This is a genomic window from Sphingobium sp. TCM1, from assembly GCF_001650725.1.
Classification (GTDB): Bacteria; Pseudomonadota; Alphaproteobacteria; order Sphingomonadales; family Sphingomonadaceae; genus Sphingobium.
This window is the reverse complement of the sequence record NZ_LXVX01000002.1, coordinates 165919-185639: the sequence shown is the minus strand read 5'-3', so window position 1 is coordinate 185639 and position 19721 is coordinate 165919. Positions and strand designations below refer to the sequence as shown.

Sequence of the window (19721 nt, the reverse complement as noted above, 5' to 3'; positions counted from 1 at the left end):
GGAGTGCAGCCATGGCAGCCACAGCCGACCAGAATGGCCATCAGAAAATCACCGACGCGGTGCATCGCCATCGCCACCTGTCGAAGCAGGGCTTGCTGGAGCGCGCCTTCACCTTCGCCTTTCGCGGCCTGGTCTATGCGCAAATCTGGGAAGACCCGGCGGTGGACATGGAGGCGCTGGCGATCACGCCCGACAGCCATGTGGTGACGATCGCATCGGGCGGCTGCAACGTCCTGTCCTACCTGACCGCCGATCCGGCGAAGATCACGGCGGTTGACCTCAACACCGCGCATATCGCGCTCAACAAGCTCAAGCTGGCGGCGGCGCGGACCTTGCCCGACCATGGCGCCTTCCACCGTTTCTTCGCGCAGGCGGACAGCAAGGACAATGTCGCCGCCTATCGCGAGATCGTCGCGCCGCATCTGGACGAAGCGACGCGGCGCTACTGGGAAGGGCGCGACCTGATCGGGCGACGGCGCATCGGTGGTTTCGCACGCGGCATCTACAAGCATGGTCTGCTCGGCCGCTTCATCGGCGCGGCGCATCTGCTGGCGCGGGTGCATGGGGTGAACCCCAGGCGGATGCTGGATGCCCGGAGCATCGAGGAGCAGCGCATGATCTTCGAACGCGAACTGGCGCCGATCTTCGACAAGGGCTTCGTGCGCTGGCTGACCAGCCAGCCAGCCTCGCTGTTCGGCCTGGGCATCCCGCCGGCCCAGTTCGAGGCGCTGGCCGGGGACGAGCGGATGGACAATGTGCTCAAGGCCCGGCTGAAGAAGCTGGCCTGCGACTTCGACCTCAAGGACAATTATTTCGCGGTGCAGGCCTTTGGGCGGGGTTATGCCGCCAAAAACGGGCAAGCCGAGGGGCCGTTACCGCCCTATCTCCAGGCGGCGAACCATGATGCGGTGCGGATGCGGGCAAGCCGTGTCGACGTGCGGCACATCAATTTCACCGATTTCCTCGCCGGCCAGCCGGCCGCCTCCTGCGACCGCTACATCCTGCTCGACGCGCAGGACTGGATGGACGACGAGCAGCTGAACGCGCTCTGGGCGCAGATCACGCGGACGGCCAGGCCGGGCGCGCGGGTGCTGTTCCGCACCGCCGGGGAGCCGAGCATATTGCCGGGCCGGGTGATCGACGAGGTGCTCAGCCGCTGGGATTACAGGGCCGAGGCGTCGCGCGATTATACTGCGCGCGACCGGTCCGCCATCTATGGCGGGGTCCATCTCTATGTGCTGAAGGGCGAGCGATGAGCCACGGCCAGTTGATGGACGGGGTCTATCGCTACCAGCGTCATATCTATGACCTGACCCGCAAATATTATCTGCTGGGGCGCGACGGACTGATCGCCGATCTCGATCCGCCGGCGGGCGGGGCTGTACTGGAGATTGGCTGCGGCACCGGGCGCAACCTGATCGCGGTGGGCAAGGCCTGGCCCACCGCGCGGCTCTATGGCGTCGATATCAGCGAGACGATGCTGGAGACGGCGCGGGCTTCGGTGACGAAGGCGGGCATGGGCGAACGGGTCGTACTGGCGCGGGGCGATGCCTGCGGTTTCGACGCGGCGGCGCTGTTTGGCCGGGCGCGGTTCGAGCGGGTCTTCATCAGCTATGCGCTGTCGATGATCCCGGAATGGGAGATGGCACTGGCGCAGGCTGCGCGTTGCGTCGCGCCGGGCGGTCGGCTGGAGATCGTCGATTTCGGCCAACAGGACCGGTTGCCGGCACTGTGGCGCCGGGCGCTGTTCGGTTGGCTGGAACGTTTCCATGTGTCGCCGAGGCGCGACCTAAAGCCGGCAATCGAGCGGATCGCCCAGGACATGGGCGGCTTTCCGCACAGCCGGACGCTCTATCGCGGCTATGCGGTGAGGGGCGGCGTGATCCGCGTTTGAGCCGCCCCTAGGCCGCCTGACGTTCCGCCTTTTCCAGGTCCAGCCGGTCCCAGATTTCGACCAGCGCGGATACCAGGTCGCGCATCATCGCTTCGCTATGCGCCGGCCCCGGCGTGAAGCGCAGGCGTTCGGTGCCGCGGGGGACGGTGGGGTAGTTAATAGGTTGCACATAGGCGCCATATTCGGCGAGCAATATGTCGCTGATCCGCTTGGCCTTGACCGGGTCGCCCACCATCAGCGGCACGATATGCGTGACGGAGTTCATGACCGGCAGGCCCGCTTCGGCCATCAGACGCTTCAGGAGCGCGGCAGAGGCCTGCTGGCCTTCGCGTTCCTCGCTCGACCCCTTGAGGTGGCGCACGCTCGCCAGCACGCCCGCGACCAGCACGGGGGAGAGCGAGGTGGTAAAGATGAAGCCGGGCGCATAGCTGCGGATTACGTCGATGATCATCTGGTCGGCGGCGATATAGCCACCCATGACGCCGAACGCCTTGCCCAGAGTGCCTTCGATGATGGTCAGGCGGCCGGCCACCTCGTCCCGTTCGGAGATGCCGCCGCCGCGCGCGCCATACATGCCCACGGCATGGACTTCGTCGAGATAGGTCAGTGCGTTATATTCATCGGCAAGGTCGCAGATTTCGGCGATCGGCGCGACGTCGCCGTCCATCGAATAGACGCTTTCGAAGGCGATCAGCTTCGGGGCGTCGGGGTCTTCGGCGGCGAGCAGTTCGCGCAGATGGTCGACGTCATTGTGGCGGAAGACGCGCTTCTCGCAACCCGAATTGCGTATGCCCGCGATCATCGAGGCATGGTTCAACTCGTCGGAAAAGATGATGCAGCCCGGCAGCAGCTTGGCGAGGGTGGAGAGGGTCGCCTCATTCGAGACATAGCCCGACGTGAAAAGCAGCGCCCCTTCCTTGCCGTGCAGGTCGGCGAGTTCCGCCTCCAGGTCGACATGATAATGGGTGTTGCCGCCGATATTGCGGGTGCCGCCCGAACCGGCGCCGACATCGTGCAGCGCTTCCTCCATGGCGGCGACGACCTTGGGATGCTGGCCCATGGCAAGATAGTCGTTGGAGCACCATACGGTGATCGGCTTGGGACCGTTATGGCCGTGAAAGCAGCGGGCGTTGGGATAGGAGCCGCGATTACGCAGGATATCGATGAACACCCGATAGCGGCCTTCCTCATGGAGGCGGTCGATCGCTTGCGAAAAGATATGTTTGTAGTTCACTACGCCTGTCTTCCCGTTTCCTCGCGCGCTGTCTTTCGTCGCGGCGCCATCCTCTGCCTCTAGCGCCGCATTTACCTGCGCGGCCCTTCCATTACCAGCGATAACCGCTCGCAACGTTAGGGAGAAATACCTATCACTGTGATAGACGCGCTTGGCCATTGGACAAATGGCCCATGCCTTTCAAAGCGGGTCGTTCAAAGCGCGTCGATGCGGTCGAGGCCATAGGCTGCGAGCGCCGGGCGAAGCGCGTCCACCCTCTGGTCCACGCGGGTGAAGACCGCGATGCCGGGCGCCGGAGTGTCGGGCCAGGGCTGGCCCTGCGTCAGAAAGCGGATGCGGCGGGCGATGCCATCGCCACCATGGACGAACCCCATGGGATGGGGCGCGGCGGCGGCCAGTTCCTGCTCGACCAGCGGAAAATGGGTGCAGGCGAGGACGACCATGTCCATCCGGTCGCCGCCCGGCTGCTCGATCAGGCCGGCGAGCGCGTCGCGGGCGACCTGCGGGTCGAGCGGCTCGCCGCGCAGCTTGGCTTCGGCCAGTTGCACCAGCGCGGCGGAGCCGTGGCGCAGCACGGTGCAGTCCGCGCCATGTTCGGCGGCGAGGCGATCCACATAGGGCTGGCGCACGGTGGCGTCGGTGCCGAGCACGCCGAAGACGCGGCTTCTGGAGAGCAGGGCGGCGGGCTTGATCGCCGGGACGGTGCCGACCACGGGAATGTCGAGCGCGGCGCGGACATGCTGGAGCGCGATGGTCGAGGCGGTGTTGCAGGCGATGACGGCGAGGCGGGGCCGGTAGCGCTCGACCAGCCGTCCGAGCAGGGCGGGGACGCGCGCTGCGATCTCCGCCTCGCTCTTGGTGCCATAGGGAAAGCCGGCGCTGTCGGCGGCATAGACGATCGGCGCTGTCGGCAGCGCGGCCCTGGCGGGAGCGAGGATGGAAAGCCCGCCGACGCCGGAATCGAAGAAGAGGATGGGAGCGTCTGGTGCGACCGTCATGGCCGCTGTCTTGTCGGGCCGGGCGGCGCTGTCAAGGCGCTCGGCCCCGCCCGGGCTCCAGCCGACAGCGAGACAGGGCGAAGTCGACAACGAAATGGACAGTTGTGCGCGTTTGTCACATTGATGATTCCAAGGACATAATTGTGGCAAGAAGTGCATAAGAATCATTTATCGCCGGATGCTGCGGACGGGGTCGTTCATTCCGGCATTGCCCATGGCGTCCGCCACGCTATGGTCGCGCGCAACTTCTATCGGCTGACATCATGACACCTCCCTGGCTTCTTCCCGCTTTCGTCCTGGTGCTGGGCTATCTGCTCGGTTCCGTCCCCTTCGGCCTGATCCTGACCCGCGTTACCGGCGCGGGCGACCTGCGGCAGATCGGATCGGGCAATATCGGCGCGACCAATGTGCTGCGTACCGGACGCAAGGGGCTTGCCGCCGCGACCTTGCTGCTCGACCTGCTGAAGGGTGCGGCGGCGGTGCTGATCGGCGCGGCACTGGTCGATGGCGGCGGGCCGATGGCGGGGGCGATGGCGTTTATCGGCCATTGCTATCCGGTGTGGCTGCGCTTTGCCGGGGGCAAGGGCGTTGCGACGATGATGGGGGTGGTGACGGCGCTTCATTGGCCCGCCGGGATCGTCTTCGCGCTGGTCTGGCTGGGCGCGCTGTTCGGGACGAAATGGTCGTCGGTCGGGGGTATGTCGGCGGCGGTCAGCGCGCCGATCGCGATGTGGGCCTTCGGGAGGCTCGGCCTGGTGCCGGTGGCGCTGGCGCTCGCCCTGATCGTGCTGTGGCGGCACCGCGCCAATATCGCCCGGCTGATGAAGGGTGAGGAACCCAAGGTCGGCAAGTCCAAGTCGCCATCTTCCGCCGAATGAGCGAGCGGGAGCGGTTCGATCGGCTGCGGCTCATCCGCTCCCCCCGGATCGGTCCGGTCAGCTATCGGCAATTGCTCGCCCGGTTCGGGACGGCGGGGGAGGCGTTGCGCGCCATCCCTCATCTGGCCGAGCGCGGCGGTGGCCGGGCGAGCGTCGCCGATGCGGGTGCGGTGGAGCGGGAGATCGGCGCGACGCGGGCGCTGGGCGCGCGCTACCTGCTGATGGGCGATGCCGACTATCCCGCGTTGCTGGACCAGATGGAGGGCGCGCCGCCCGCGCTGATCGTGCGGGGCGATGTCGCTCTGGCCGGGCGACCGTGCGTGGCGATGGTCGGCGCGCGCAATGCTTCGGCGGCGGCGTGCCGGTTCGCACGCGCCTTGGCGCAGGATCTGGGACAGCGCGGCGCGGTGGTGGTTTCGGGGCTGGCGCGCGGCATCGATACGGAGGCGCATCGCGGGTCGATCGACAGCGGGACGATCGGCGTCATCGCCAGCGGCATCGACATCGTCTTTCCGCCGGAGAACCGGGATTTGCAGGGGCAGGTGGCCGAGAGCGGCCTGCTCGTCACCGAACATCCGCCCGGCGTCCAGCCGCTGGCGCGGCATTTCCCGGCGCGCAACCGCATCATCGCTGGCCTGGCGCTGGGGACGGTGGTGGTCGAGGCGGCGCCCAAGTCCGGATCGCTCATCACCGCGCGACTGGCCGGTGAGGCAGGGCGCGAGGTGATGGCGGTGCCGGGATCGCCAATCGATCCGCGTGCACAAGGGTGCAACAGCCTGATCCGCGAGGGCGCGACGCTGGTGCAAAATGGGGCCGACGTGATGGAGGCGATCGGCGGTTTCGATCCGCGCATGGTGCGACAGGGCAGTTTCGACTTTATCGGCGAGCCGGTGTCGAGCGACGTGGCGGAACAGGATCGGGCGGCGGTCGTCGGGCTGCTGGGGCCCGCGCCGGTGCCGGTGGACGAGATCATCCGCCTGTCGGGCCTGTCGCCGGCCGTGGTGCAGACGGTATTGCTGGAACTGGAGCTTGCCGACCGGCTGGCGCGCCATGCCGGCGGGAGGGTGGCCCAGTCGTGATCGCCGGGCAAAAGCCATGATCCGGTTCGATCGTCACATGCGCTCCCTCGCCATCACCCTTGCCTTCCTGGCAGGCTATGTCGATGCGCTCGGCTTTCTCACGACCTCGGGCTTCTTCGTTTCGTTCATGAGCGGCAATTCGACGCGGCTGGCCGTCGGCATTGCGGGTGCGCGGAGCGATGCGATGGCGGCGGGCATCCTCATTCTCTGCTTCGTCGCCGGGGTCTGCGCCGGCGCGATCGTGGGCGCCGCTGCGGGCCGACGCCAAAGCGCGGCCATATTGCTGCTGGTGGCGGCGATGCTTGCCGCGGCCGCGCTGCTGATCCGGCATCCGCCGCTCTGGACGGCCGGGTTGCTGGCCTTGGCCATGGGCGCGGAAAACACCATATTCGAGAGGGAAGGCCAGGCACCGCTGGGGCTGACCTATATGACGGGCAGTCTGGTGCGGATCGGCCTGGGGCTGGCGGGCATCGTGACCGGCAGGCGGCATCCCGGCCGGGGCGGCTATGCGCTTTTGTGGCTCGGCCTGGTCGCGGGGGCGGTGACGGGCGCGTCGCTGTTTCCGTTACTGCGTCAGGACGCAATGTGGATGGGGAGCGGCGCTGCGCTGCTGTTGGCGTTCCTGACGGAGTTGGCGCGTCGCGCGCAGCAGAACGCTTGACGCCCTCCTCCACCCCCCTACACACTCGCGCGTATACGTGAGAGATTTCCAAATCGGGGCCTGAATGCAGCTTGTCATCGTCGAATCGCCGGCCAAGGCGAAGACCATCGAGAAATATCTGGGTGGGGATTTTCACGTCCTCGCCAGCTATGGCCATATTCGCGACCTGCCGCCCAAGGACGGGTCGGTGGACCCCGATAACGGCTTTGCCATGTCGTGGGAAAATTATGGCGACAAGGGCAAGCAGTTGAAAGCCATCGCCGACGAGGCGAAGAAGGCGACGCGATTGATCCTGGCGACTGACCCTGATCGCGAAGGGGAGGCGATCAGCTGGCATGTGCAGGAGGTGCTGCGCGCCAAGAAGGCGCTGCCCCAGACGGTCGACCGGGTGACGTTCAACGCGATCACCAAGGCGGCGGTGCTGGACGCGATGGCCAAGCCGCGCGCGCTGGACGAGGATCTGATCGACGCCTATCGGGCGCGCCGGGCGCTCGACTATCTGGTGGGCTTCACTTTGTCGCCGGTGCTGTGGCGCAAACTGCCCGGCGCCAAGTCGGCTGGGCGCGTGCAGTCGGTCGCGCTGCGCCTGGTGGTGGAGCGCGAGCGCGAGATCGAAAGCTTCGTGCCGCAGGAATATTGGTCGGTCGCGGCCGAGATGGAGCAGGGCGGGCAGGGTTTCACCGCGCGGCTCGTCCGCTGGAAGGGCGAGAAGATCGACCGCCTGACCATCGGCAAGGAAGGCGACGCCATGGCCGCGAAGGCGGACGTCGAGGCCGGGCGCTTCACCGTCGACAAGGTCGAGACCAAGCCGGTCAGCCGCAATCCGCCCGCGCCGTTTACCACCTCGACGCTGCAACAGGAGGCCGCGCGCAAGCTGGGCTTTTCCGCCAGCCACACGATGCGGATCGCGCAGCAGCTGTATGAAGACGGCGCGATCACCTATATGCGTACCGACGGTGTGCAGATGGACGGCAGTGCCATTTCCGCCGCGCGCAAGGCGATCGCGGAGCGCTATGACGGCGGCTATCTGCCCGAAAAGCCGCGCCAGTATCAGACCAAGGCCAAGAATGCGCAGGAAGCGCACGAAGCGATCCGGCCGACCGAGTTCAGCCGCGACAAGGTGGGGTCGGGCGATCATGCGCGCCTCTACGACCTGATCTTCAAGCGGGCGCTGGCGAGCCAGATGGCGTCGGCGCGGCTGGAGCGGACGGTGATCGATCTGGTCGACGGATCGGGCAGCCATATGCTGCGCGCGACCGGACAGGTGGTGATCTTCCCCGGCTTTCTCGCCCTGTACGAGGAAGGTCGCGACGACAGCGACGATGATGATTCCAAGCTGCTGCCGCGCATGAGCGATGGCGATGCGCCGGCCAAGAAGAATGTCACGGCCGAACAGCATTTCACCCAGCCGCCGCCGCGCTTTTCGGAAGCGTCGCTGGTGAAGCGGCTGGAGGAACTGGGGATCGGGCGTCCGTCCACATACGCCTCGACGCTTCAGGTGCTCAAGGACCGCGACTATGTGCGGATCGAGAAGAACCGCTTTTTCGCGGAGGAAAGCGGACGGCTGGTGACGGCCTTCCTCGAACGCTTCTTCGAGCGCTATGTGTCCTACGACTTCACGGCGGGACTTGAGGACGAACTGGACGAGATTTCCGGCGGCCGCGCCCAGTGGCAGGAAGTGCTGGAAGCCTTCTGGAAGGACTTCAAGCCCAAGACCGCAGAGGTGATGGAGCAAAAGCCGAGCGACATCACCGCAGCGCTCGACAAATTCCTGGAGCCGATGCTGTTCCCGCCCAAGGCCGACGGGAGCAATCCGCGCGCCTGTCCGTTGTGCGGCGACGGGCAGCTTTCCCTGCGCGGCGGGCGGTTCGGGGCGTTCATCGCCTGCTCCAACTATCCCGAATGCAAATATACCCGCAAGTTCGGCCAGCCGGGCGGCAAGGATGGCGAGGATACGGGTCCGGAGATATTGGGCCAGCATCCCGAGACGGGGCAGGACATCGTCAAGAAGTCCGGCCGCTTTGGCCCCTATATCGAGATGGGCGAGGGCAAGGAAGCCAAGCGCGGATCGATCCCGCGCGACCTGCCCGATGGGGAGATGACCCTGGACTGGGCGGTGAAGCTGCTCAGCCTGCCGCGCGAGGTGGGGCTGCACCCGGAGACGGGGAAACCCATCGTCGCCAATATCGGCCGGTTCGGGCCTTATCTGCTGCATGACGGCAAATATGGGCGACTGTCGAGCACGGCCGAGATTTTCGAGGTCGGGATGAACAGCGCGGTGGTGAAGCTGGCCGAGGCGGCGACGCGGGGTGGCCGTTCGTCGGGCGGGCGCGAGCCGCTCAAGGTGCTGGGCGCGCATCCGCGCACCGAGGCCGAGATCAAGCTGATGGAGGGCCGCTATGGCGCCTATGTCACCGACGGCACGACCAATGCGACGCTGCCCAAGACGGTCGACAAGGACCAGTTGACGCTGGAGGAAGCCGCCCAACTGATCGATGCGCGCGCAGCGGCGGCCCCGGCGAAGAAGGGCGCGAAGAAAAAGGCCGCGCCCAAGAAGGCGGCCGCCAAGAAGGATGGGGTGGCGAAGAAGCCCGCCGCGAAGAAGGCGCCCGCGAAGAAGAAGGCGGCGGCGGAGTAGCCGGCCGTCCGTTCGTCCTGAGCTTGTCGAAGGACTCCCCTTTTCTTCAAAGAGAAGAACGGGGATTCGACAGGCTCAGCCGAGCGGGACGTTTGGTTCCGACCGGTTAGGGGGTTTCCCTACTCCACCCAGTCCAGGCCGATGTCGCGGTAGATGAAGCGGTCGTCTTCCCAGTCTTCCTTCACCTTGACGTGGAGGTAGAGGTGGACCTTGACGCCGAGAAGCTGGGCAAGCTCCGCCCGTGCTTTCGACCCGATTTCCTTGAGGCGCTGGCCGCCCTTGCCCAGAACGATGGCGCGCTGGGTCGGGCGGGCGACCAGGATCTGCTGGTGGATTTCGACCGATCCGTCGTCGCGTTCCTTATATTGTTCGGTATCGACCGCGGCGGCGTAGGGTAGTTCGGCGTGCAGCTGGTGATACAGCTGCTCGCGGGTGATTTCGGCCGCCAGCATCCGGTCGGTGGCGTCGGACACCTGGTCCTCGGGGAAGTGCCATGGTCCTTGCGGCATGGCGCTGGCGAAGGCGGTCTTCAGTTCGGCAAGGCCATCGCCGGTCTGGGCGGAGATGAAGAAGGTCTCCTCGAAGCCGATCCGCTCGTAGAGCTTCTGGGTGTGGACCAGCAGCTTTTCCTTGATGGCGATGTCGACCTTGTTGAGGATCAGCCATTTGCGTTCGGGGCGATGGACCAGCGCCTCGACGATCGGCTCCATCTTGGGGCCGAGGCCCGCCTTGCCGTCGACGATGAGGGCGATGAGGTCGGCGCCCTGCGCGCCGCCCCAGGCGGCCTGCACCATGGCACGGTCTAGCCTGCGCTTGGGCGCGAAGATGCCGGGGGTGTCGACCAGCACCAGCTGTGCGTCGCCTTCGATCGCGACGCCCATGACGCGGGTGCGGGTGGTCTGCGCCTTGGGACTGGTGATCGCCACCTTCTGCCCCACCAGCGCGTTCACCAGCGTCGATTTGCCCGCATTGGGGGCGCCCACGATGGCGACGACGCCGCAGCGCTGGGTTTCGAGATGTTCTGTCAAATATAACTCCGTTCGCGCTGAGCCTGCCGAAGCGCCTTACTTTTCTTTGGTCGATCGCGCCAAGCTGGAGATCAATGTCCAATCCTCACGGATCAGAGCCAGCTTTTTGGCCCGGCTCCAGCCCTTCATCCGCCGTTCGGCCTCAAGCACCTCCATACGCGTGCCGAACGATTGCGACCAGACCAGTTTTACCGGCCGGCGCGTTTGGGTGTAGCCAGGGATTTCGCCGCTCTCATGCTGGGCGATGCGGGTTTCGAGATGGTCGGTATGCCCGACGTAGAAACTGCGGTCCGCGCAATGGAGCATGTAGGTCCGGAAGGGCATGTCCGCAGTTCAAACTTTCAATGGAACCGTTCGGACTGAGCTTGTCGAAGCCTTCCTCTATTTTCAAGAAGTAGAGCCCTTCGACAGGCTCAGGGCGAACGGGTTGAGAGGGTTTCCCGTCAACCCGCCAGCTTTTCCAGCAGCGCTTTCGCCGCCGCCGTTTCGGCTTCCTGTTTGGACGCGCCGGTCGCGCTGGCCTCGCCTGCGCCCTTGATCGAGACGGTCACGGTGAAGCGCAGGGCGTGTTGCGGGCCGGAACGGTCGGTCAGGACATATTCGGGGGGCTTGCGCTTGTTGGCGGCGGCCCATTCCTGGAGATAGGATTTGGGGTGGCGGGGCGCGCTGGTCTGGGTGTCGACGCGGTCGCCCCAGAGGCGGCGGACGAGCGCGCGGGCTTCCTCCAGGCCGCCTTCCAGATAGAGCGCGCCGATCAGCGCCTCCATCACGTCGCCCAGCACATTGTCGCTGTCCGCCGCGCCATCGTCGCGCGCCTGCTTGCCCAGGATCAGATGTTTGGGCACGCCGGCGGCGCGGGCGATCTCCGCGCAGGTTTCGCCGGACACCAGGGCATTGTAGCGCCGGGAGAGCTTGCCTTCCGGCTCGGCGGTGAAACGTTCATACACCCATTCGCCGATCAGCAGGCCAAGGATGCGGTCGCCCAGGAATTCCAGCCGCTCATAGTTGAGCGCCTTGGCGCTGCCATGGGTCAGCGCCTGTTCGAACGCGGCCCGATTCTTCGGGGCGCGGCCGATCAGATCCTTGAGCCAGCCGTCAGTGTCCGGCTTGCTCAAAAGCCTTCTCCGATCCGGCTCCAGCGTGCGGCGGTGAACCAGGTCCAGGGGAGCAGCCAGCTGGCGCTGCCGTCGGTCGAGAAGACCGAGATCATGGCCTTGCCAACGAGATTCTGTTCGGGGACGAGGCCGATACCGCCACCCTCGACCGCGGGGAAGCGGCTGTCGGCGCTGCGATCGCGATTGTCGCCCATCATGAAGAGATGGCCCTGCGGCACCAGCACAGTGTCGCGATCGTCGGCCGCGCCGTCGGGCACCAGGTCGAGGACGTTATAGCTCTTGCCGCCGGGCAGGGTCTCGCGGAACTGCGGATAGCGGCACTGGTTGCCGCCGCCGGGCGCCGCTTCCTCGAAATCGGGGCGGTAGCAGGGGGAGGCGGCGCCTTCCTTGGCCGCGGCGTCCTCCATGTTGGGCGTGACCGGGATGACGAGGTCGGCGACCTTCTGCTTCGGGATCGCCTGGCCGTTCAGATAGACGGTGCCGCCGCGCACCGCGACCATGTCGCCTGGCAGGCCGATGACGCGCTTGATATAGTCGTTCTTCTGGTTCGGCGGCGCCTTGAAGACCGCCACGTCGCCGCGTTCGGGCGTGGAGGCGAGGATGCGGCCGGGGATCAGCGGGATCGAGAAGGGCAGCGAATAGCGCGAATAGCCATAGGGCCATTTGGCGACCAGCAGATAATCGCCGATCAGCAGGCGCGGCTGCATCGATTCAGACGGGATGTTGAAGGGCGAGACGATGAAGCTGCGCAGGATGAAGACGAACAGCCCCAGCTTGGCGAGAAACCAGAGGAAATCCCGCGTTTCGGATTTGGCAGTCATGGATGCTCGTCTTTTCCTTCGCTCTGCCCCGAAAAAGGGCCGTGGCGGCTTTTGCGGTGTCGGAATGGCCGCGTCAAGCACGCCGGGTGGTGCATTGCACGCCGGACCCGTTTAAGCAGAGACAGAATCGACCGGTGCAGCGTCGATCTCGACCAACGTCATAAGAGGATCATTAGCATGACCAGCCCTGCACTGGCGGCCATCGCCGCGCTTCCGCAAGCCGAACTCAAGTCCATCTTCGCCACCGACCCCGATCGCCTGTCGAAGCTGGTGCTGTCCCAGGGGCCGATCCGGTTCGACTGGTCCAAGACCCATCTGACCGACGATCTGCTGGCGGGCTTCCTGAAGCTGGCCGAGGAGCAGGGCTTCGCCACGCAGCGCGACGCGCTGTTCGCCGGCGAGGCGGTGAACAACACCGAGGGCCGCGCCGCCGAACATCCCGCCGAGCGGGGCGAGGGCAATGCGCAGAGCGTCGCGCAGGCCAAGGCGCTGCACAGCCGGATGCGCGCGCTGATCGACGCGATCGAGGCCGGGGCGCTGGGCGAGATCCGCCATATCCTGCATATCGGCATCGGCGGGTCGGCGCTTGGCCCCGACCTCATCATCGATGCGCTGGACGGCGACGGCATCCGCTATGACGTGGCGATCGTGTCCAACGTGGACGGCACCGCGCTGGAACGGGCGATGGACAGTTTCGACCCGGAATATACGCTGATCGCGATCGCATCCAAGACCTTCACCACCAGCGAGACGATGCTGAACGCGGCGAGCGCGATCAACTGGATGGTCGAGGGCGGGGTCGACGATCCTTATGGCCGGGTGATCGCGCTGACCGCATCGCCCGAAAAGGCGATGGAATGGGGCGTCGACGAAACGCGCATCCTGCCCTTTGCGGAGTCGGTGGGCGGGCGCTATTCGCTCTGGTCCTCTATCGGTTTCCCCGCCGCGTTGTCGCTGGGCTGGGACGCGTTCGAGAGCCTGCTGGAAGGCGCGGCGGCGATGGATCGCCATTTCCGGCTGTCGCCCCCGACCGAGAATGCGCCGCTGATCGCGGCTTTCGTCGATCAATATTATGCACGGGTGCTGGGGTGCCAGACGCGGGCGCTGTTCGCCTATGACGAGCGGCTGAAGCTGCTGCCATCCTATCTTCAGCAACTGGAGATGGAGAGCAACGGCAAGAGCGTGAAGCGCGACGGCACGCCGGTCGACGGCCCGACCGCGCCGATCACCTGGGGCGGGGTGGGCACCGACGCGCAGCACGCGGTGTTCCAGTTGCTGCACCAGGGAACGATCCTGACGCCGGTCGAATTCATCGCTTCGATCGAGCCGGGGCACAGCCTGGACCCGGCGCATCATCGCGCGCTGCTGGTCAACTGCTTCGCGCAGGGCGCGGCGCTGATGCGGGGCAAGGACAATGACGCCGATCCCGCGCGCGCCTATCCGGGCAACCGGCCATCGACGACGATCCTGATCGACGATGTGACGCCCGAGGCGCTGGGCGCGCTGATCGCTTTCTACGAGCATCGCACCTTTGCCAATGCGGTGCTGATGGGGATCAATCCGTTCGACCAGTTCGGCGTGGAGCTGGGCAAGGAGATCGCCAAGTCGATCGAGGCCAACGGGCCGACCGGCTTCGACCCGTCGACCATGGCGCTGATCGACCTGGCCTTGGGCGGGGAGTGACCTGAAATCGGGGTGGGGAAGGAGCGCGTTGCGCTTCCTGTGATCGAGAGGTTGCAGGAAGCGCCGCGCATTCGCGCCCACGCCCTGCCCCCTACCCGAGAGCGACGGGGGTGGAAAAAATCCCATTTGTAACTGACCGTTCCAGCCGCCATATCCCGCGTCACCCAATCGGAGGCGAGGCATGAGCGAATTTGACTACGACCTTTTCGTCATCGGCGCAGGGTCCGGCGGCGTGCGCGCGTCGCGGATCGCGGCGGCGCACGGCGCGAAGGTCGCGGTGGCGGAGGAATATCGGGTCGGGGGCACCTGTGTCATCCGCGGCTGCGTGCCCAAGAAACTGCTCATCTATGGCGCCCATTTCGCCGAGGATCTGAAGGACGCGCGCCGGTTCGGGTGGAACGTGCCCGACTGCGGCTTTGAATGGACGACGCTGCGCGACAATGTGCTGGCCGAGGTCGACCGGCTGGAAGGGCTCTACAAGAACACGCTCGACAGCCACAAGGTGGAGCTGATCCCCGAACGCGCGACCATCACGGGGCCGCATGGCGTCAAGCTGGCCAGCGGACGGGAAGTGACGGCAAAGACCATTCTGGTCGCGACCGGCGCCTGGCCGCTGATCCCGGAGGTGGAGGGCGCGGAGCATGGCATCAGCTCCAACGAAGTGTTCCATCTGGACGAATGTCCGAAGCGGATCGTGATCGTCGGCGGCGGCTATATCGCCAATGAATTCGCCGGCATCTTCCACCAGCTGGGCAGCCATGTGACGATGGTCAACCGGGGCAGCGACCTGCTGCGCGGCTATGACGCGCAGATCCGCGACCGGCTGCTCCAGATTTCCATGACCAAGGGGATCAATTTCCGTTTCAACGCGAAGATGGAGCGGATCGAGAAGAATGACGACGGCACGCTCTGCGTCCGATTCAAGGACGGCGATCCGGTCGCGGCCGATGTCGTGCTGTTCGCTACCGGGCGCAAGCCGCTGACCGAGGGGCTGGGGCTGGAGACGGCCGGGGTCGAGCTGGACGAGAAGGGCGCGATCAGGGTCGACGACTATAGCCAGACCAGTTGCGCGAGCATTTATGCTGTGGGCGACGTCACCGACCGGCTGCAACTCACCCCCGTCGCCATTCGCGAGGGCCATGCCTTTGCCGATACCGTCTTCGGGAACAACCGGCGCAAGGTCGATTATGGCTGCGTGCCGTCCGCCGTGTTCAGCCACCCGCCGCTCGCGGGCGTCGGCATGACCGAGGCGGAGGCGCGCAACAAGCTGGGCACGGTCAAGATCTACACGTCGGATTTCCGGCCGATGAAGAATGTCCTGGCCGGGCGCGACGAGCGGGCGCTCTACAAGATGGTCGTGGACGCGACGACGGACAAGGTGGTCGGGTTGCACATGATCGGGCCGGACGCGCCGGAGATATTGCAGGCGGCTGCCATCGCGGTGAAGGCGGGCCTGACCAAGCAGGATTTCGACGACACCGTCGCGCTGCATCCGAGCATGGCGGAGGAACTGGTGCTGTTGAAATAGGGCCGTGTCTCGAGTCCGGTTCGGCCCTTCGAGTCCCTTGTTTCCAGAAGAAGGAAAGCCCTTCGACAGGCTCAGGGCGAACGGGGTGGCGAGGTCATCCCTTTGAAGCGAACGTCACCACCAGCGCGTCGCGCCAGGCGGGTTGCGCGGGGTCGAGCGGGTGGATTTCGGTGACGCCGTGGAGGATGCGGTGGTCGTCGATCAGCATCGTGTCGGCAGGATCGGTCAGGGTGAATTCGCCGAGCGGCGCGCCGTCGGGCGCGCCGATGCGGGTGACGCCTTCGCGGACGTTGCGGCGCTCGACCAGCATCACCATCACCCGGTCGACCCCGTCGCGGTGCATCCCTTCGGGCGTGGGGCGGCCCGTTTCGCCGGGGCGGGCCTCGATGCGGAACTGGTGGAGTTCGACGAGCCAGTCGCCCTTTGCGGCAGGATCGAAGCTGTCGGCGCACCAGCCCAGAATCGCCTGGCAGGCGGGCATGGCGACGGTGGCCTGATCGACCGGATCGAACCAGCGCTGCACGTCGCCGTTCAGGGGATTATAGTCGCGGCTCTGATAATGGGGCTGATGCGGCTGGCGGACATAATGGCCGGCCCGGAGCGCGAAGGTGGCGTGGCGGCGGCGGCGGTAGCGGCCGCCATCGGCCATATAGAGATCGGGGCCAAGATCGTCCCAGGTCCGGGCGAAGCCGCGCCAGTCCGCTTCGCCGATGCCGAGCCGCGCCAGCATCTGCGCGCCGGGGAGCCGGGCATAGCCGTCCCGCGCCAGGGCTTCGTCCATGCGGGAAAGGCTGTCCGTGTCGCTCATCTCACCATCCTAGTCGGTGGAGGAGACGAGCGACAGGGCCAGTTTCCGCAGGGCGGATCGGATGGTCGGGCCGAAGCCTCTCACGCGATCGTCGGGATCATGCCGCCTTCGACCCGGAGCGCCGCGCCGTTGGTGGCGGCGGCGAGCGGGCTGGCAAGATAGGCGACCATGGCGCCCACCTCGTCCGCCTCGATCAGCCGCTTGATGAGCGAGAGTGGACGGAGGCGGGTGAAGAATTCGGCCTCGCGGTCCGCTTCGGGCGCGTCCTTGTCATCCACCACCGAGCGGATGAAGTCGACGATCCCCTCCGACCGGGTCGGGCCGGGCAGCACTGAATTGACGGTGACGCCGGTGCCGCGCGTATGTTCGGCAAGCCCCCGCGAGATGGCGAGCTGGGCCGACTTGGTCATGCCGTAGTGGATCATCTCGGCGGGCGGGAGCAGGCCGCTTTCGCTGGCGATGAAGAGGATGCGGCCCCAGTTGCGCTCCAGCATCCGTGGGAAATAATGGCGCGAGAGGCGGGCGCCGCTGACGACATTGACTTCGAACAGATGATGCCAGTCTTCGTCGTTGATGTCGGCGAAGTCCTTGGCTTCGTAGATGCCCAGATTATTGACGAGGATGTCGGTGTCCGGAACGGCGGCGATCAGCGTGGCGGCACCCTGCGCCGTGGCGGGATCGGCGAGCACGGGATTGACGCTGCCGCCGATCTCCTGCGCGGCGGCCTCCAGCTTGGCCTGGTTGCGGCCGGTGATGGTGACGGCGACGCCCTCCTGCGCGAGGCGGCGGGCGATGGCGAGGCCGATGCCGGCGGTCGATCCGGTGACGATGGCGCTCTTGCCGGCGAGTTTCAGGTCCATGGGCTTCCTCCAAAAAAACGGACAGCGAACTGGACACCAGATAGATATTCGACGATTGATGATTAGACCGCATCGCATCACTTCAGAAGTGAATCAAAATCATGGATAACCGGTTCGGCGACATCGAGACGTTCCTGATGGTGGCGGGAGAGGGCAGCTTTGCCGCCGCGGCCAAGGCGCTGCGGTTGACGCCATCGGCGGTCAGCCGGTCGATCGCGCGGCTGGAGCAGCGGCTGGGCGTCGCGCTGGTGCGGCGCACGACGCGGGCGCTGGCGCTGACGCGCGAGGGGCAGGCCTATCATGACCGGATGACGGTGCTGATCTGCGACATGATGGATGTGGAGGCGGGGCTGGGCGAGGACCGGAACCAGCCGCGCGGGCTGTTGCGGATCAACGCCTCGCCCTCCTTCGGCGTCGAATGCCTGATCCCGCTGCTGCCGCGCTTCGCCGCTCTGCATCCGGCCGTGACGGTGGACCTGAGCCTGTCGGACACCATCGTCGACCTGGTCGAGGCCCGCGCGGACATTGCCATCCGCATCGGCCCGCTGCGCGACACGAGGCTGCGGGCGAAGAAGCTGGGGCACAGCCGCATGGCGCTGGTCGCCAGCCCCGACTATCTGGCGCGGCGCGGGACGCCGCAGACGCCGGATGAACTGGAGGGGCATGACTGCCTGCGCTTCAGTTTCCGCCGCTCGGTCGATGGCTGGCCGTTCCGCATCGGCAAGCGGGTGGTGCAGCGGCCGGTACAGGGGCGCTATTTCGGCAATTCGGGCGAGGTGGTGCGGCAGATGGCGGTGGCCGGCTGCGGCATTGCCCGGCATGGCTATTTTCATGTCGCCAGCGATCTGAAGGCCGGGCGGCTGGTGGAAGTGCTGGCCGACTATAATCCGGGCGACGGAGAGGATATTCATGCCCTTTATGCAGCGGAAGATCGGTCGGCGGCGCGGGTGCGCGCATTCCTGGACTTTCTGGACGAGGCGGTGGTGATCGGCCAGTGACGGGCAGGCGTGACGGGCAGGCGTGACGCGCGGGAGTGACGCACCGGGGGAGTGAGGGCGCGCTGCGGATTTTCGCTTGCACATCGTTGAACCTGCGGCAGACAGATTGTCCGTCCGCCCGTTTCAGAGGTGCCCGATGCTCGATCGCCGTTCCTTCCTTGGCAGCGCGGCTGCCGCTTCGCTGGCGCAGCCGGTCGGCGCGCAGGCGCTGGCGACGGTGCCGCTGCCGCCCGCCGATCTCCATGACCGGGACGAGGCGGGCTATTGGAAGGCGCTGCGGGCGCAATTCCTGATCCCCGCCGATGTCGTGAACCTGAATGTCGGCACCGTCGGCTCCTCCCCGCGCCCCGTGCTCAAGGCGATATTCGACGGCTTCGCGCAGACCGAGCAGATGACGCAGGAAGGATCGGAGGATTATCCGATCTGGGGCTATGGGGCGTGGGAAGAGTATCGCCGGCCCTTCGCCGCCTTCATGGGCGCGCGGGTCGAGCAGATGGCGATCCTGCGCAACTGCACCGAGGCGAACAGTTATGTCGCCAATGGTTTCGACATGAAGCCGGGTGACGAGGTGTTGATGAGCGACGAGGAACATGGGTCAGGCGAAATGCCGTGGATGCTGCGCCAGCGCCGCTATGGCGTGGTGGTCAGGAAATTCGCCATGCCCAGGCCGCCCAGGGATGCGGCCGAGATACTGAACCGCATCAACGACGCGATCACGCCCAGGACGCGGATCATCTTCGTCAGCCATATCAGCACCGCGACCGGCGTGGTGCTGCCCGCGAAGGAGATTGCAGCGCTCGCCCGGTCGAAGGGGATCCTGTCGGCCTTCGACGGCGCCCATGCGCCGGGGATGATCCAGGTCGACCTCAACGACATGGGATGCGACATCTACACCGGGTCGATGCACAAATGGCTGTTCGCGACCAAGGGCACGGGTTTCCTCTATCTGCGCGACAGGGGCGTGATGGACCGGGTGTGGAACACGGTCGCGACGGGCGGATATGACGATCCCGCCCGCATGGCCGACCGCTACATGCAGATCGGGTCGTCCTGCATTCCCACATTGATGGGGCTGAACGCGGCCGTCGCTTTCGCCGAGGGCATCGGCATGGATCGGATCGAGGCGCGCAACCGGATGCTGGCCGACTATATCCATGGCGAGATGATGAAGCGGGGCGCGGAAAGCTGGACCTCGCCCGACCCGGCGTTGCGCGGAGCGATAGCGACGGTCAATGTGCCGCCGATCCAGCGGATGGAATTGCAGGACTGGCTATGGACCAACCACAAGGTCCGCATCCGCGGCGGCGCGCCCAGCAAGCTGCGGCTGGCGACGCCCTGGTTCCTGAGCAAGGCGGACATCGACAGGTTCCTGGGGCTGTTCGACGAATTTCGGAAGGCGAAGGGGGCTTAGCCTCTTCCGGTCCGCTCCCCGAGAGGGGGAACGCGGTCGCATCGCCCCCGCCGCAATTGCACCGCCGCTCACTTTGTTCTATGGGCC

18 protein-coding genes are annotated in these 19721 nt (G+C 66.1%); 10 read left to right on the top strand and 8 right to left on the bottom strand.

The features are described 5' to 3' along the window. The first annotated feature begins 11 nt into the window (after nucleotides 1-11). Both A7Q26_RS02010 and A7Q26_RS02005 read left to right on the top strand, forming a co-directional pair. A complete protein-coding gene (locus tag A7Q26_RS02010) occupies nucleotides 12-1256 on the top strand; it encodes a DUF3419 family protein (protein ID WP_066855813.1) in 1245 nt (414 codons plus the stop codon). Beyond that, the gene (locus A7Q26_RS02005; RefSeq protein WP_066855810.1) at nucleotides 1253-1894 is read left to right on the top strand and encodes a class I SAM-dependent methyltransferase; all 642 of its coding nucleotides are present in this window, start codon (nucleotides 1253-1255) and stop codon (nucleotides 1892-1894) included. The genes A7Q26_RS02010 and A7Q26_RS02005 overlap by 4 nt, the downstream gene beginning before the upstream one ends. Nucleotides 1895-1901: 7 nt before the next feature. On the opposite strand, the gene hemA is transcribed toward A7Q26_RS02005, so the two are convergent. Together hemA and murI are read right to left on the bottom strand one after the other, a co-directional pair. Further along, a complete protein-coding gene (hemA, locus tag A7Q26_RS02000; RefSeq protein ID WP_066855807.1) occupies nucleotides 1902-3128 on the bottom strand; it encodes a 5-aminolevulinate synthase in 1227 nt (408 codons plus the stop codon). Nucleotides 3129-3322: 194 nt separating this feature from the next. Beyond that, nucleotides 3323-4126, bottom strand: coding sequence for a glutamate racemase (murI, locus tag A7Q26_RS01995; RefSeq protein WP_066855804.1), 804 nt, complete (start codon nucleotides 4124-4126; stop codon nucleotides 3323-3325). 263 nt (nucleotides 4127-4389) lie between these two features. Here murI and plsY point away from each other — a divergent pair, with 263 nt between their 5' ends. From plsY to topA, 4 genes are all read left to right on the top strand, one after another. Further along, complete coding sequence (gene plsY / locus A7Q26_RS01990; RefSeq protein WP_066855800.1) at nucleotides 4390-5004, top strand: glycerol-3-phosphate 1-O-acyltransferase PlsY; 615 nt, start codon at nucleotides 4390-4392, stop codon at nucleotides 5002-5004. Next, complete coding sequence (gene dprA, locus A7Q26_RS01985; protein ID WP_066855797.1) at nucleotides 5001-6083, top strand: DNA-processing protein DprA; 1083 nt, start codon at nucleotides 5001-5003, stop codon at nucleotides 6081-6083. The genes plsY and dprA overlap by 4 nt, the downstream gene beginning before the upstream one ends. Nucleotides 6084-6099: 16 nt before the next feature. After that, nucleotides 6100-6744, top strand: a complete 645-nt coding sequence (locus A7Q26_RS01980; protein WP_066855794.1) for a YoaK family protein — start codon at nucleotides 6100-6102, stop codon at nucleotides 6742-6744. Between the two features lie 64 nt (nucleotides 6745-6808). Continuing rightward, nucleotides 6809-9382: a type I DNA topoisomerase gene (gene topA, locus A7Q26_RS01975; RefSeq protein WP_066855791.1), complete on the top strand. Its 2574-nt coding sequence runs from the start codon at nucleotides 6809-6811 to the stop codon at nucleotides 9380-9382. A 119-nt stretch (nucleotides 9383-9501) separates the two neighbouring features. On the opposite strand, the gene era is transcribed toward topA, so the two are convergent. From era to lepB, 4 genes are all read right to left on the bottom strand, one after another. Then, nucleotides 9502-10410, bottom strand: a complete 909-nt coding sequence (gene era, locus A7Q26_RS01970; RefSeq protein ID WP_066855788.1) for a GTPase Era — start codon at nucleotides 10408-10410, stop codon at nucleotides 9502-9504. 36 nt (nucleotides 10411-10446) lie between these two features. After that, the gene (locus A7Q26_RS01965; RefSeq protein WP_066855785.1) at nucleotides 10447-10734 is read right to left on the bottom strand and encodes a GIY-YIG nuclease family protein; all 288 of its coding nucleotides are present in this window, start codon (nucleotides 10732-10734) and stop codon (nucleotides 10447-10449) included. A 119-nt stretch (nucleotides 10735-10853) separates the two neighbouring features. Continuing rightward, complete coding sequence (rnc, locus tag A7Q26_RS01960) at nucleotides 10854-11525, bottom strand: ribonuclease III (protein WP_066855782.1); 672 nt, start codon at nucleotides 11523-11525, stop codon at nucleotides 10854-10856. Further along, the gene (lepB, locus tag A7Q26_RS01955; protein ID WP_066855779.1) at nucleotides 11522-12346 is read right to left on the bottom strand and encodes a signal peptidase I; all 825 of its coding nucleotides are present in this window, start codon (nucleotides 12344-12346) and stop codon (nucleotides 11522-11524) included. Before lepB ends, rnc begins: the two co-directional genes overlap by 4 nt. A 177-nt stretch (nucleotides 12347-12523) precedes the next feature. Here lepB and pgi point away from each other — a divergent pair, with 177 nt between their 5' ends. Then, nucleotides 12524-14029 carry a glucose-6-phosphate isomerase gene (pgi, locus tag A7Q26_RS01950; protein WP_066855776.1) on the top strand — a complete coding sequence of 502 codons (1506 nt, stop codon included), beginning with the start codon at nucleotides 12524-12526 and terminating at the stop codon, nucleotides 14027-14029. 181 nt (nucleotides 14030-14210) lie between these two features. Continuing rightward, entirely contained in the window at nucleotides 14211-15557 is a 1347-nt protein-coding gene (gor, locus tag A7Q26_RS01945; protein WP_066855773.1) for a glutathione-disulfide reductase, read from the top strand. Between the two features lie 94 nt (nucleotides 15558-15651). On the opposite strand, the gene A7Q26_RS01940 is transcribed toward gor, so the two are convergent. Beyond that, the gene (locus A7Q26_RS01940) at nucleotides 15652-16365 is read right to left on the bottom strand and encodes a 2OG-Fe dioxygenase family protein (RefSeq protein ID WP_066855771.1); all 714 of its coding nucleotides are present in this window, start codon (nucleotides 16363-16365) and stop codon (nucleotides 15652-15654) included. Between the two features lie 80 nt (nucleotides 16366-16445). Then, entirely contained in the window at nucleotides 16446-17225 is a 780-nt protein-coding gene (locus A7Q26_RS01935; protein ID WP_066855768.1) for an SDR family NAD(P)-dependent oxidoreductase, read from the bottom strand. 101 nt (nucleotides 17226-17326) lie between these two features. On the opposite strand from A7Q26_RS01935, the gene A7Q26_RS01930 reads away from it, so the two are divergent. Further along, nucleotides 17327-18223: a LysR family transcriptional regulator gene (locus A7Q26_RS01930; protein WP_066855765.1), complete on the top strand. Its 897-nt coding sequence runs from the start codon at nucleotides 17327-17329 to the stop codon at nucleotides 18221-18223. Between the two features lie 136 nt (nucleotides 18224-18359). Then, on the top strand, nucleotides 18360-19634 hold the full coding sequence (locus A7Q26_RS01925) for an aminotransferase class V-fold PLP-dependent enzyme (RefSeq protein WP_066855762.1): 1275 nt from the start codon (nucleotides 18360-18362) through the stop codon (nucleotides 19632-19634). The last annotated feature ends 87 nt before the right edge of the window (nucleotides 19635-19721 follow it).

Excerpts from the sequence above, each read along its gene's own strand:
- lepB (WP_066855779.1), bottom strand. The coding sequence starts at position 12,346 with ATGACTGCCAAATCCGAAACGCGGGATTTCCTCTGGTTTCTCGCCAAG.
- A7Q26_RS01935 (WP_066855768.1), bottom strand. The coding sequence starts at position 17,225 with ATGGACCTGAAACTCGCCGGCAAGAGCGCCATCGTCACCGGATCGACC.
- plsY (WP_066855800.1), top strand. The coding sequence starts at position 4,390 with ATGACACCTCCCTGGCTTCTTCCCGCTTTCGTCCTGGTGCTGGGCTAT.
- A7Q26_RS02005 (WP_066855810.1), top strand. The coding sequence starts at position 1,253 with ATGAGCCACGGCCAGTTGATGGACGGGGTCTATCGCTACCAGCGTCAT.
- A7Q26_RS01930 (WP_066855765.1), top strand. The coding sequence starts at position 17,327 with ATGGATAACCGGTTCGGCGACATCGAGACGTTCCTGATGGTGGCGGGA.
- dprA (WP_066855797.1), top strand. The coding sequence starts at position 5,001 with ATGAGCGAGCGGGAGCGGTTCGATCGGCTGCGGCTCATCCGCTCCCCC.
- A7Q26_RS01980 (WP_066855794.1), top strand. The coding sequence starts at position 6,100 with ATGATCCGGTTCGATCGTCACATGCGCTCCCTCGCCATCACCCTTGCC.
- A7Q26_RS01965 (WP_066855785.1), bottom strand. The coding sequence starts at position 10,734 with ATGCCCTTCCGGACCTACATGCTCCATTGCGCGGACCGCAGTTTCTAC.
- A7Q26_RS02010 (WP_066855813.1), top strand. The coding sequence starts at position 12 with ATGGCAGCCACAGCCGACCAGAATGGCCATCAGAAAATCACCGACGCG.
- gor (WP_066855773.1), top strand. The coding sequence starts at position 14,211 with ATGAGCGAATTTGACTACGACCTTTTCGTCATCGGCGCAGGGTCCGGC.
- A7Q26_RS01940 (WP_066855771.1), bottom strand. The coding sequence starts at position 16,365 with ATGAGCGACACGGACAGCCTTTCCCGCATGGACGAAGCCCTGGCGCGG.
- murI (WP_066855804.1), bottom strand. The coding sequence starts at position 4,126 with ATGACGGTCGCACCAGACGCTCCCATCCTCTTCTTCGATTCCGGCGTC.
- pgi (WP_066855776.1), top strand. The coding sequence starts at position 12,524 with ATGACCAGCCCTGCACTGGCGGCCATCGCCGCGCTTCCGCAAGCCGAA.
- A7Q26_RS01925 (WP_066855762.1), top strand. The coding sequence starts at position 18,360 with ATGCTCGATCGCCGTTCCTTCCTTGGCAGCGCGGCTGCCGCTTCGCTG.
- topA (WP_066855791.1), top strand. The coding sequence starts at position 6,809 with ATGCAGCTTGTCATCGTCGAATCGCCGGCCAAGGCGAAGACCATCGAG.